This window comes from Streptomyces sp. L500 (assembly GCF_054551825.1).
Genome location: NZ_JBTOLC010000002.1, coordinates 495,367 through 506,870, shown reverse-complemented (window position 1 = coordinate 506,870; position 11,504 = coordinate 495,367). Strand labels below are relative to the sequence as shown.

The following is an 11,504-nucleotide window of genomic DNA, read 5'->3' as shown; positions in this document are numbered from 1 at the left end:
CACGGACGGAGCTTAAGGACGGCCTGCGGGCCCGGGGCCTTACCGCCCCGGGCCCGCCCGCACTCCGTGTGGCTATCCGTGTGGCTGCTTGTCGATCGTGCGGCTACTTGTCGATCCGGTACGACTCGCCGTAGACCTTCCACTTCAGCGGCGGCCGGAGGTCGAAGTTGCCCTCGTTCAGGAAGACGCGCTGGGCCGTGTCGACGCGGCTGGTGTCGCTGTGGGCCTCCTCCTTCTTCATGACCTTCTTGCGGGCGTCGAGGAAGGCGTCGAGGTAGGCCTTCTCGTCGCCGCCCTGGGCCGGGGGCTTGGCCTTGGCGAGGGCGGCCTTGCGGATGCCGCCGAAACTGTCCTTGCCGTCGCCGGGGCCGTGCATGACGATCGCGTCGTAGTAGACGAACTGGCCGAGGGCGCGCAGGCCGTCCGCCTTGGCCTGCTTGACGGACGGGTCGAAGTAGACGCGGTCGCGCTCGGCCTCCTGGGCGTCCCGGAACGCCTTGTCCTCGTCGGCCGCCTTCCGCCATGCCTCCTCGAAGGGCTTGCCGAGCCCGGCGTGGGAGTCGCTGCCGTTGACCTTGCGGAGGGCGGGGAGGTACTTGGCCAGCGGGTTGTCCGGCTTCTTCTTGGTGTAGCGCTCGACGAGCTCGAGCATGTCGCCGGTGCCCGAGGTGAAGCCGATGATGCCGCCGGTGTAGCCCCGGCCGTCGGGGTAGGGCTCGATGTACCGGAACTGTCCCCGCCAGTCCAGCGTGGAGTTCTCCGCGCTGGAGACCAGCCGCATGGCGATGTCCTTCTCGTACGGGTCGTCGAGCGGCGCGCCCGCCCCGGCCGCGGCGGGCACGGTGGCGGTACGGACGGGGGACGGCTGCGCCGCCTGGGCGGGACCGGCCAGGGCAAGGGACGCGGGCAGGGCCATCGCCAGAACCGGTAAGGCGAGGCGGGCGGCGGTCTTCTTCATCGTCGAGGTGTGCGCGGGCATGCGGAACTCCGTTTCCCGGTGGGCGGATTGGCCGACGGGCCAACTGTCAGGAAGGTTTCCTAACTGTCACCGGGAATTGAAGCGTCAGCTCCACTTGCCCCGCAAGAGGAACGCGTACAGATGTACGTATTCACGCCAGTGGCGCGAGCGCCGCCCGGCTCACGCCTGAAGGGCGACCTCGGCGTCGGTCTCGGTCTCGGCCCCCGCCGGCACTTCCGCCTCGGGCACCGCGTCGGTGGGCCGCACCGCGACCGCCCGCCACCACGGGTCGAGCACCGGCTCCGCGCCGGGCTCGAGCGGCTGGCCGGGCCTGGGCACCGCGATCCGCGCCCCGGTCTCCCGGGCCGCCGCCACGGTTCCCTCGGCGGGCTCCGCCCACGGGTGCGGGGCGAGGTTGAACGTGCCCCAGTGGATCGGCAGCATGACGCCCCGCGCGGCGTCGTCGCCCTGGAGGTCGAGGTGGGCGCGCATGCCCTCCTCCGGGGTCATGTGGATGTCCGGCCAGAACTCCGAATACGCGCCGACCTGCACCATCGTGGCGTCGAACGGCCCGTACCGCTCGCCGATGGCGGTGAAGCCGGGGAAGTAGCCGGTGTCGCCGCTGTGGAAGATCCGGTGCTCCGGGCCCGCGACCACCCAGGAGGCCCACAGGGTGTGCTGGGTGTTGCGCAGCGCGCGGCCGCAGAAGTGGCGGGCGGGGGTGGCGGTGAGGGTGAGTTCGCCGATCCGGGTCGACTCGTGCCAGTCGAGCTCGGTGATCCGCTCCGCCGGGACGCCCCAGTGCTCCAGGTGGGCACCGACGCCGAGGGGGACGACGAAGGCGACGCCGGTGCGGCGGGCCAGGGCACGGACGGTCGGCATGTCGAGGTGGTCGTAGTGGTCGTGCGAGATGACCACGGCGTCCAGCGGGCCGGTCTCGGCCAGCGGCACCGGCACCGGGTGGAGCCGGCGGGGGCCCGCGAAGGAGAAGGGCGAGCAGCGCTCGGACCAGACGGGGTCGAAGAGCACCCGGTGGCCGTCGATCTCGGCGAGGACGCTGGAGTGGCCCATCCAGGTCAGCCGCAGCCCGGAGGCCGGGGGAACGGCCAGGTCGGCGACGGTGGTGGGGTGGACGGGCACCGCGTGGGCCGGGGCGCGCAGGGCGCGCTCCTCCCTGCGGAAGTAGGTGGGCAGGAACTTCAGCATGGAGCCGGACGGCGTACGGCGCGTGCCCTCCGGGTTGACGAACACGCCGTCGGCGAAATGCGGCGACCTGCGGATGCGCGCCATCCGCTCCCCCGCCGGGTCCACGCCGAAGGCGGCGGGACGCAGCGCGTCCAGGGGCGGGCGGAACGGGCGGGAGCCGGTCACGGCACCTCCAGGGTCGGGCAGGCAGGTCGTCCCATTATCCGCCGGGCGTCACAGCCCGCTCACGCGCAGGGTGATGTTGAGCCGCCCCGTGAGCCCGAGCCCGGGCGGGGCGGTGCCGGGCAGGATCCGGGGCACGCCGTGGTAGGCCTGCCGGGCCGGGCCGCCGAAGACGAAGAGATCGCCGCTGCGCAGCTCGACGTCCGTCCAGGGGCGGGTGCGGCCGCCCGGATGGCCGAAGCGGAAGACGCAGGAGTCACCGAGGCTCAGGGAGACGACGGGCGCCGGGGACTTCTCGTCGGCGTCGCGGTGGAGGCCCATCTTCGCGCCGGCGTCGTAGAAGTTCACCAGCGCGATGTCGTACGACTCCGGCCCGGCCGGGCGGCCGTACGCGCGGGCCACCGCGGCCCGCGCCAGTTCGTCCAGCCAGGCGGGGAACGGCTTGACCGGGGCGCCGTCGCCGTCGACGACGGTGCGGGCGTAGCCGTAGGGGAACCAGTGCCAGCCCAGCCCGACCGAGCGCACGGACATCTCGCCCCCGCTGGGCATGCGTACCGTGCGCAGGCCCGCCGGGGGGCGGGCCCACTCGCGGCAGGCCGCCAGGAGGCGGTGCTGGGCGGCCTCGTCCAGCCAGCCCGGGACGTGCACGGCGCCCGGGGCGACCTCGGTCACCGGCCGCGGGAAGAGCTCACCGTCCATGCGGTCAGCCTATGCGGGGGCACTGACAAAAGATCTTCGCCCGGTGATGTCACATCCCGGCGGGGTCGTCCCGTCGTAGGGGTGACAGCAACCGTTCTCCCCTGGAGGCACCGGCCATGGCCCGCATCTCCCTCACCCCGCCCCGCACCCTGCTGAACCGGCTCACGGCCTGGTACAGCATGCGGACCTACGGCAAGGTCATCGACCCGCTGCTCGCCATGGGGCACAACCGCAGGGTGCTGATGACCGACGCGCGCTTCGAGAAGTCGCTGGCCCGCTGGAACGCGCTGGACGGCGGGCTCAAGGAGCTCGCCGTGATGGCGTCGGCGGCGGCGATCGGCTGCTCGTGGTGCATGGACTTCGGCTACTGGCTGAGCCACAACCAGGGCATGGCCCCCGACAAGCTGCGCGATGTGCCGCGCTGGCGGTCCAGCGACGCCTACACCCCGCTGGAGCGGGACGTCATGGAGTACGCCGAGGCGATGAGCGCCACCCCGCCGGCCGTCGAGGACGACCTGGCGGAGCGGCTGCGGCAGCGGCTCGGCGAGGCGGCGTTCGTCGAGCTGACGGCGATGGTGGCGGTGGAGAACCTCCGCTCGCGGATCAACTCGGCGCTGGGGCTGACCAGCCAGGGCTTCAAGGACAGCTGCGAGATCCCGGCCCGCCCCGGCGCATGAGTCGGTCCTCGCGCCTGAGTCAGCCCTTGCGGCCCATGCCGCCGTAGAAGACGGTCTCGCTGAGCTCCCGGGGCCCGGGGACCGGTCCGTCCGGGCGCCACAGCGGCACCCGGACCAGGCCCGGGTCGAGGAGCGCGAAGTCGCCGAAGAGGGGCTCGACGGCGGCGCGGCCGCGCAGGTTGAGGGCGGCGGTCGCGTTCTTGTAGGCGTCCAGCACGCCGTCCCGGGCGACGGTGTCGGTACGGCCCTGGGCGTAGCCCTCGTAGGGCTCCTCCGTGGCGTGGGACATCACCAGGAGACTGCCGGCGGGCAGGGCGTCGCCGAGGGTGGCGACGATGCCCGCCGGGTCCTCCTCGTCCTTGACGAAGTGGAGGACGGCGACGAGCAGCAGGGCCACCGGCCGGTCGAAGTCGATCAGTTCCCGGACGACCGGGTGCCCCAGGATCGTCTCCGGCTCCCGGACGTCGGCCAGCGCGAAGCCCGCCCCGCCCGCGCTGGTGAGCTTGGCCTCCGCGTGGGTGGCCACGATGGGGTCGTTGTCGACGTAGGCCACCCGGACGTCCGGGGCGGACTCGCGGGCCACCTCGTGGGTATTGGGCGAGGTGGGGATGCCCGTGCCGATGTCGATGATCTGGCGGACGCCGCCGCGCACCGCCTCCCGCACGGCCCGGCGCAGGAAGGCGCGGTTGGCGCGGGCGGAGAGGCGGACCTGGGGGTGGGCCGCGATGACGCGTTCGGCGGCGGCCCGGTCTACCTCGTAGTTGTCCCAGCCGTCGAGGTAGTAGTCGTACATCCGGGCCGGGTGGGGCCTGCTGGTGTCGATCTCCTCGGCCGGTGTGCCCCGGCCGTCCGCGCCGTACTCGATCACGCCTGTCGCCTTTCCATCCGTCCGTTCGGTTTCTCTGTGCGCCGTATCGGCGGGAACTACGCCAGCAGGAAGTCGGCCTCGCCCGCCTTGGCGCCGCGGATGAAGGTCTCCATCTCGTGACGCGTGTAGATCAGCGCGGGACCGCCGGGGTCGGTGGACTGGCGCAGGGCCACCCGGCCGTCGCACAGCCGCATGGCCTCGACGCAACTGCCGCCGTTGCCGCCGCTCCACGGCTTGCTCCAGCCCTCGGTGCCGAGGTCGGTCGCGGGCATGCCGTTGTAGACGCGGTCCGGATCCATGGTTCAGATCTCCTTACGAATGCCACCGAGGATGGCCTTGGTGGTGTGTGCCGGCGCGGCCTGCGCGCACATCCGGTCCAGTGCCTCCAGGAACGACGAGACATCGTCACGCTGGTCGAAGTACGAGGCTCCGACGAGGTTCTCGGCGTACGCGATGTCGGGCAGCTCCTGGAGGGGGAACCGGAAGATGTGGAAGGGGCCGTACATCGCCGGGTGGGGCCCGGCGGCGAACGGCATCAGCTGGAGTCGTACGTTCGGCATGTCGGTGGCCTCGATGAGCCGGTCGACCTGGGCGCGCGTCACGTCCGGGCCGCCGATGGGGCGGCGCAGCACCGTCTCGTCCATCACCACCCACAGCAGCGGGGCGCCGTCCTTGGTGAGGAGGCCCTGCCGCTCCCGGCGGACGGTGACGGCTCGCTCGATCTCGGCGTCGCGGGCGTGCGGCATGCCGGCGCGGAGCACGGCCCGGGCGTACTCCTCGGTCTGCAACAGACCGGGGACGTAGTGGGGTTCGTACGCGCGGATGAGATTGGCCTCTCCCTCCAGGCTCACGAACGCGCTGAACCACTCGGGGAGGACGTCCCGGAAGCGGTGCCACCAGCCGGGGCGGTTGGCCTCGCGGGTGAGGCAGAGGAAGCCCTCGACCTCGGCCGCATCGAGCACCCCGTAGACGTGAAGGAGCTTCTCCACATAGGGGATCTTCAGCCCGACCTCGGCCTTCTCCATTCTGCGGACGGTGGCGTGGGTGACGTCCAGGGCGCGGCCCGCCTCCTCGTAGGAGAGCCCGGCCCGCTCCCTCAGGTGCTGGAGACGCTTGCCGAGCACGACCCTCAGGACCGTCGGGGCACCCGCCGGTCGCGAGTCCGCCACTGTCCACCCCCTCCAACTGCCGTCATATGCCAGCAGTGTGCCACGCGGTCTGTCGGCCCGACAGACTGTCCTTGCGATTCTGTAATTTGCAGGTTGAACCTTGCCACAACTGATACGCATCGCACATAGTTGCGGAGTGGTCCTCTCCCATGACGCACCATCGTCCGGGCTCTGCGGCAGATCTCTCCTCGGTCATCTGCGGCAGGACGCCTTTCATTTCCCCGCCCTCAACACCTCGGTGGCGGAGGCGCGCCAACGAGTCCTCACGCGACTGCGGGAGTGGGGAATAGACGAAGTGGCCTGCGACGACGCCCAGTTGGTGGTGTCGGAGCTCGTCACCAACGCGGTGCGGCACACGGACAGCGAGAAGGTCAGCTGCCAGCTGCGGGTGAGCCGCGTGGTGGTGCGCATAGAGGTCGCCGATCAGGGCGACGCCCCGACGGAGCCCCGCGTGCGCCGGAGCGGTACGGACGAGGAGAGCGGGCGCGGGCTGCTCCTGGTCGGCGCGCTGTCCCGGGAGTGGGGGGTCCGGCCCGACGACAGCGGCCACGGCCGGGTCGTCTGGGCCGACCTGCCGCACGGGCGGCACCCCCACTGACCCCCTTGGCCCCCCACTACCCCCCTTGGATCCCCCTCGGGCCTACAGCGGCAGCAGGTCCGGGCGCTTGGGCTCCACGTTGTCGCCCGAGGACTCGCCGCGCAGCCGGCGGCCGATCCACGGCACCAGATGCTCGCGCGCCCAGTGGACGTTGTCCCGGCGCACCTCGGCGGCCGAGCGCTGCTCCTCGTCCGGCCAGGGCTGGTCGGGGTCGGCGGGCACCTCGAGCCCCAGCACCTGGGCGGCCCGCAGCGCGACGCGCGTGTGCCCGTCGGCCGACAGGTGCAGCCGGTCCTCGCTCCAGGCCCGGCGGTCCTGGACCGAGCGCAGCGACCACAGGTCGAGGACCGGGCAGTCGTAGCGGTCGGCGATGGCCCGGACATGGGCGGTGTACGTCGCGATCTTGCCCCGCAGATGGCGCAGGACCGGCATGCCACGGGTGTCGAAGCCGGTGCACAGCAGGACCGTGCCGACGGAGGCGCGCAGCTCGGCGACGGCCGCCTCATAGCGCTGGGCCACGTCGTCCGGGTCGCTGCCGGGGCGCAGGATGTCGTTGCCGCCGGCGCAGAAGGAGACGAGGTCGGGGCCGAGCTCCTTGGCCCGGGGGACCTGCTCCTCGACGATCTGGTCCAGGAGGCGGCCGCGGACGGCGAGGTTGGCGTAGCGGAAGGAGTGTTCCTCCTGCCGGTCGGAGAGGAGTACGGCCAGTCGGTCGGCCCAGCCGACGAAGGTCCCGTCGGGGCCTGGGTCCCCGACGCCCTCGGTGAAGCTGTCCCCGACGGCTGCGTACGACCCGATCGCGCTCTTGCTGAATGAATTCGAATCGTCTGCCACGTCAGTGCATCATTCACCTTCTTGAGTGACCTACGCCACCGTAACCAGGGGTTGACGTGCCGTGATGTATCCCACCCCGGCAATGTGGCGGGACCCGGAATACGATCGGCGCCACGACCGGAACACCCCGAGGAGCGCACGTGACACAGACGCCGCCCGCCCCGCAGGCCGAGCCCGAGCTGGCGGGGGTCCGCAACTTCCGCGATCTGGGGGGTCTGCCGGCCGCCGACGGGCGGCACGTCCGGCCCGGCGTCCTGTTCCGCAGCGGACACCTGGCCCACGCCACCGAGGCGGACGCGGTGTTCCTCGCCTCGCTGGGCCTCCACACGATATTCGACTTCCGCAACGCCGCGGACATCGCGCTGGAGGGCCCGGACGTGGCCCTCCCCGGCGTACGGAACGTCAACCTCCCGCTGAGCGACCCGGCCGACGGCGGCGAGTTCTGGCGGATGGTGCGCGACGGCGACCTGGCCACGCTGCGGTCCGTGCTGGGCGAGGGCCGCGCGGCGGACCGGATGGCCGCCTCGTACCGCAAGATCGTCACGACGCGGACGGCCGAGCACGGCCGGGTCGTGCGCGCCCTCGCCGAGGGCGACGTGCCCGCGCTGATGCACTGTGCCGCCGGGAAGGACCGGGCGGGGCTGTCGGTGGCGGTGACGCTGCTGGCGCTGGGGGTGCCGCGCGATGTCATCGAGGCGGACTATCTGGAGTCCAACGCGCCGCACCGGCGGTATCGGGTGCGGCGCGACGCGGAGGTTTCTGCCGAGGTTTCGGAGTTGCTCTCTCCGCTCTTCGAGGCGCGGGCGTCTTATCTGGATGCGGCGTTCGCCGCGATCGGGGAGGTGTGGGGGTCCACGGACCGCTATCTCGCCGAGGGGCTGGGGCTCACGCCCCCGATGCGCGTTGCGCTGCAGGAGCGGTTGCTCGGCTGACCGCCGGTGGTCGGCGGTGTGCCCACCCTCCCCCAGCTACCGCTGGGAGGTGCCCCCAGCCCTGCGGGACGATTGCCCACACCGTCACCTCGTCACAGCTTGTTTCACCAGGTTTCTGCCGAAGTCCCACATCAGGCTGCCGCCGTTGTGGGCTTCGTCCATGACCGCCGTGAAGGCTGCCACGAAGCGGTCCACCTCGCGTTCGCCGATGATCAGTGGGGGGATCAGTTTGATCACCTCCACCTCGTCGCCCGAGACCTGGGTGAGGATGCGGTGCTTCTGGAGCAGCGGCACCACGACCATCTGGGCGAAGAGGCCCTTGCGGGCCGCCTGGAGCATCGTCCAGCGGCCGCGCAGGCCCAGTGACCTGGGGCGGCCGAACTCGATGCCGATCATCAGGCCGCGGCCGCGCACGTCGTGCAGCAGCTCGTACTTGTCGACGAGCGCCGCGAGGCGGGAGCGCAGGAGTTCGCCCGTGGTGCGGGCGTTGGCGACGATCCCCTCGTCCTCCATGACGGCCAGGACCGCCAGGCCGGCGGCCATGGCCTGCGCGTTGGAGCCGAAGCTGGCGGAGTGGACGAGGACGCGGTCCATGGACGAGTAGACCTTCTTGAAGATCCAGTCCTTGCCGAGCGTGGCGCCCACGGGGACGTAGCCGCCCGAGAGCGCCTTCGCCACGCACACCAGGTCCGGCTCCACCCCGCTCTCGTGCTGGTGGGCGTAGAAGGCGCCCGTCCGCCCGATGCCCGTCTGCACCTCGTCGGCGATGAGGAGGGCCTTGTGGCGGTGGAGGAGGTCCTGCGCGGCGCGGAGGTAGCCGGGCGGGGCCTCGTGGACGCCCTTGCCCTGGACGGGCTCGACGATCAGGCCCGCCACGTCGCCGCGTCGCAGCTCCCGTTCCAGGGCGTCCAGGTCGCCGAGCGGGACGGGGGTGTCCGGGAGCAGGGGCGCGAAGCCGTCCCGGAAGCCGGCCTCGCCGTTGACGGACAGGGAGCCGACGGTCAGGCCGTGGAAGGCGTGGGCGCAGTACAGCACGCGGGGTCTGCCCGTGGCGTACCGGGCGAACTTCAGGGCGGTCTCCACGGCCTCGGTGCCGCTGTTGCCGAAGAACACCCGGTCCAGGTACGGGGTGTACGACAGCAGCCGCTCGGCGAGCAGGCCGGGCAGCGGCGGGCAGTCGAAGCGGGTGAGGTCGGCGAGCGAGGCGTCCAGGACGTCGTGGAGCGCCTTGCGGACCACGGGATGGTGCCGGCCCAGGCCCATCACGCCGAAGCCGGCGAGCATGTCGAGGTAGTCCCGCCCCTCGGCGTCCCAGAAGTACGCGCCCTCGGCCCGCTCGTAGACCTTGTCGAAGCCGATGGTGCGGAGCATGCGCGGCAGCTGGTGGTTGAGGTGGCGGGCGTGGAGGTCGTAGCGTTCGCCACCGCGCTCGGCCAGCAGCCGGGTCAGGTCGAATCTCTCGGTGCCGTCGGCGGTCATGCCCTGCTCGTCTCCTTGTCCTTGGCGGCCTGCCCGTTCCTGGCGAGTACGGCGCTGATCCGCCCGGCGATCTCGGCTGGTGTGAGCCCCACGTCCGCCAGCACCTCCGAGCGCTTGGCGTGGGGCAGGAACTGCTCGGGGATGCCGAAGGTCCGTACGGGCAGGTCGACGTCGGCGTCGCGGAGCGCCTGGGCCACGGCCCAGCCGACGCCGCCGGTGCGGCTGTTGTCCTCGACGACGGCGACCACGCGGTGGCGGGCGGCGAGCGGCGGCAGTGCCGGGTCGACGGGCTTGACCCAGCGCGGGTCGACGACGGTGCAGCACGTGCCCCGGGCGCCCAGCAGGTCGGCCGCCTCCAGCGCGACCCGGGCCATGGCGCCGACCGCGACCAGCAGCACGTCGGCCCCGTCGGTGTCCGCCGGCCGGGCGAGCACGTCCATGCCGCCGGTCCGGCCGACGGCCGGGATGGCCTCGCCCACGTTCTCCTTGGGGAAGCGGATGACGGTGGGGGCGTCCTTGACCTCGACGGCCTCGCGCAGCTGGGCGCGCAGCTGGTCGGCGTCGCGCGGGGCGGCGATCCGCAGGCCGGGGACGACCTGGAGGATGGACATGTCCCACATGCCGTTGTGGGACGGCCCGTCGGTGCCGGTGACGCCGGCCCGGTCCAGGACGAACGTCACGCCGCACTTGTGGAGGGCGACGTCCATCAGCACCTGGTCGAAGGCGCGGTTGAGGAAGGTCGCGTAGACGGCGAAGACCGGGTGGAGGCCGCCCGTCGCCAGGCCCGCCGCCGACACCGCGCCGTGCTGCTCGGCGATGCCCACGTCCCAGACCCGGTCCGGGTAGGCCGCCGCGAACTGGGTCAGGCCCACGGGGTGGAGCATCGCCGCCGTGATCGCGACGACGTCGGGCCGCTCGGCGCCGATCCGCACCATCTCGTCGCCGAAGACCGACGTCCACGACCGCCCGGCCGACGGGGCGAGGGGCTCGCAGGTGAGCGGGTTCATCGCGCCCACCGTGTGGAAGCGGTCCGCCTCGTCCCGCAGGGCGGGCTGGTAGCCGCGCCCCTTCTCGGTGCGGCAGTGCACGAGGACGGGCCCGTGGAAGCGTTTGGCGCGGCGCAGCGCCGACTCGACGGCCGTGATGTCGTGGCCGTCTATCGGGCCGAGGTATTTCAGGCCGAGGTCCTCGAACATGCCCTGGGGGGCGAAGGCGTCCTTGAAGCCCTTCTTCGCCCCGTGCAGCGACTCGTACAGCGGTTTGCCGACCAGCGGCAGGCCCTGGATGGCGTCCTTGCCCCAGGACAGGGCGCGCTCGTAGCCGTCGGTGGTGCGCAGGGTGGCCAGGTGGTCGGCGAGGCCGCCGATGGTGGGGGCGTAGGAGCGTTCATTGTCGTTGACGACGATGACGAGCGGGCGGTCCTTGGCGGCCGCGATGTTGTTGAGGGCCTCCCAGGCCATGCCGCCGGTGAGGGCGCCGTCACCGATGACGGCGACGACGTGGTCGTTCCAGCGGCCCAGGACCTGGTTGGCCTTGGCGAGGCCGTCGGCCCAGCCGAGGACGGTCGAGGCGTGGCTGTTCTCGATGACGTCGTGCTCGGACTCCTCGCGCGAGGGGTAGCCGGACAGGCCGCCCTTGCCGCGCAGCTTGGAGAAGTCCTGGCGGCCGGTGAGCAGTTTGTGGACGTAGGACTGGTGCCCGGTGTCCCACAGGATGCGGTCCGAGGGCGAGTCGAAGGAACGGTGCAGGGCGATGGTCAGCTCGACCACGCCGAGGTTCGGTCCGAGGTGGCCGCCGGTCCTGGCCACGGCGTGGACCAGGAAGTGGCGGATCTCCTCGGCGAGGTCGGTGAGCTCCTCGCCGTCCAGTGCCTTCAGATCGCGCGGACCGCGGATGTTCTCCAGCAACGACACGTCGGCCCC

General features: G+C 72.1%; 12 protein-coding genes. 3 read left to right on the top strand and 9 right to left on the bottom strand.

The features are described from left to right. Positions 1–103: 103 nt before the first annotated feature. The 3 genes from ACX9I7_RS05115 to ACX9I7_RS05105 form a co-directional block, all read right to left on the bottom strand. Positions 104–979: a chitosanase gene (locus ACX9I7_RS05115; protein WP_387567567.1), complete on the bottom strand. Its 876-nt coding sequence runs from the start codon at positions 977–979 to the stop codon at positions 104–106. 159 nt (positions 980–1,138) lie between these two features. Then, positions 1,139–2,329 (bottom strand): MBL fold metallo-hydrolase, encoded by a 1,191-nt coding sequence (locus ACX9I7_RS05110; RefSeq protein ID WP_459386615.1) that lies wholly within the window; start codon positions 2,327–2,329, stop codon positions 1,139–1,141. Positions 2,330–2,377: 48 nt separating this feature from the next. Beyond that, a complete protein-coding gene (locus tag ACX9I7_RS05105) occupies positions 2,378–3,025 on the bottom strand; it encodes an alpha-ketoglutarate-dependent dioxygenase AlkB family protein (RefSeq protein ID WP_459386614.1) in 648 nt (215 codons plus the stop codon). A 116-nt stretch (positions 3,026–3,141) separates the two neighbouring features. Between ACX9I7_RS05105 and ACX9I7_RS05100 the strand changes: the two genes are divergently transcribed. Beyond that, positions 3,142–3,702, top strand: a complete 561-nt coding sequence (locus ACX9I7_RS05100; protein WP_459386613.1) for a carboxymuconolactone decarboxylase family protein — start codon at positions 3,142–3,144, stop codon at positions 3,700–3,702. 19 nt (positions 3,703–3,721) lie between these two features. On the opposite strand, the gene ACX9I7_RS05095 is transcribed toward ACX9I7_RS05100, so the two are convergent. The 3 genes from ACX9I7_RS05095 to ACX9I7_RS05085 are packed head-to-tail and all read right to left on the bottom strand — an operon-like array spanning position 3,722 to position 5,739. Beyond that, a complete protein-coding gene (locus tag ACX9I7_RS05095) occupies positions 3,722–4,567 on the bottom strand; it encodes an SAM-dependent methyltransferase (protein ID WP_459386640.1) in 846 nt (281 codons plus the stop codon). A 59-nt stretch (positions 4,568–4,626) separates the two neighbouring features. Next, entirely contained in the window at positions 4,627–4,869 is a 243-nt protein-coding gene (locus ACX9I7_RS05090) for a DUF397 domain-containing protein (RefSeq protein ID WP_126916826.1), read from the bottom strand. Between the two features lie 3 nt (positions 4,870–4,872). Next, entirely contained in the window at positions 4,873–5,739 is an 867-nt protein-coding gene (locus ACX9I7_RS05085) for a helix-turn-helix domain-containing protein (protein WP_358214917.1), read from the bottom strand. A gap of 136 nt (positions 5,740–5,875) precedes the next feature. On the opposite strand from ACX9I7_RS05085, the gene ACX9I7_RS05080 reads away from it, so the two are divergent. Beyond that, positions 5,876–6,337, top strand: coding sequence for an ATP-binding protein (locus ACX9I7_RS05080; protein ID WP_240667546.1), 462 nt, complete (start codon positions 5,876–5,878; stop codon positions 6,335–6,337). Positions 6,338–6,379: 42 nt separating this feature from the next. Here ACX9I7_RS05080 and ACX9I7_RS05075 read toward each other — a convergent pair whose 3' ends face one another. Beyond that, positions 6,380–7,171: an SGNH/GDSL hydrolase family protein gene (locus ACX9I7_RS05075; protein WP_358624984.1), complete on the bottom strand. Its 792-nt coding sequence runs from the start codon at positions 7,169–7,171 to the stop codon at positions 6,380–6,382. A 140-nt stretch (positions 7,172–7,311) separates the two neighbouring features. Here ACX9I7_RS05075 and ACX9I7_RS05070 point away from each other — a divergent pair, with 140 nt between their 5' ends. Beyond that, complete coding sequence (locus ACX9I7_RS05070; protein WP_459386612.1) at positions 7,312–8,103, top strand: tyrosine-protein phosphatase; 792 nt, start codon at positions 7,312–7,314, stop codon at positions 8,101–8,103. An 84-nt stretch (positions 8,104–8,187) separates the two neighbouring features. On the opposite strand, the gene ACX9I7_RS05065 is transcribed toward ACX9I7_RS05070, so the two are convergent. Next, positions 8,188–9,582, bottom strand: a complete 1,395-nt coding sequence (locus ACX9I7_RS05065) for an aspartate aminotransferase family protein (RefSeq protein WP_189448338.1) — start codon at positions 9,580–9,582, stop codon at positions 8,188–8,190. Further along, entirely contained in the window at positions 9,579–11,495 is a 1,917-nt protein-coding gene (gene dxs, locus ACX9I7_RS05060) for a 1-deoxy-D-xylulose-5-phosphate synthase (protein ID WP_459386611.1), read from the bottom strand. Before dxs ends, ACX9I7_RS05065 begins: the two co-directional genes overlap by 4 nt. Positions 11,496–11,504 lie beyond the last annotated feature (9 nt).

Bases quoted from the DNA above. Each gene is read 5' to 3' on its own strand.
- ACX9I7_RS05105 (WP_459386614.1), bottom strand. From the start codon at position 3,025: ATGGACGGTGAGCTCTTCCCGCGGCCGGTGACCGAGGTCGCCCCGGGC.
- ACX9I7_RS05090 (WP_126916826.1), bottom strand. From the start codon at position 4,869: ATGGATCCGGACCGCGTCTACAACGGCATGCCCGCGACCGACCTCGGC.
- ACX9I7_RS05115 (WP_387567567.1), bottom strand. From the start codon at position 979: ATGCCCGCGCACACCTCGACGATGAAGAAGACCGCCGCCCGCCTCGCC.
- ACX9I7_RS05100 (WP_459386613.1), top strand. From the start codon at position 3,142: ATGGCCCGCATCTCCCTCACCCCGCCCCGCACCCTGCTGAACCGGCTC.
- ACX9I7_RS05065 (WP_189448338.1), bottom strand. From the start codon at position 9,582: ATGACCGCCGACGGCACCGAGAGATTCGACCTGACCCGGCTGCTGGCC.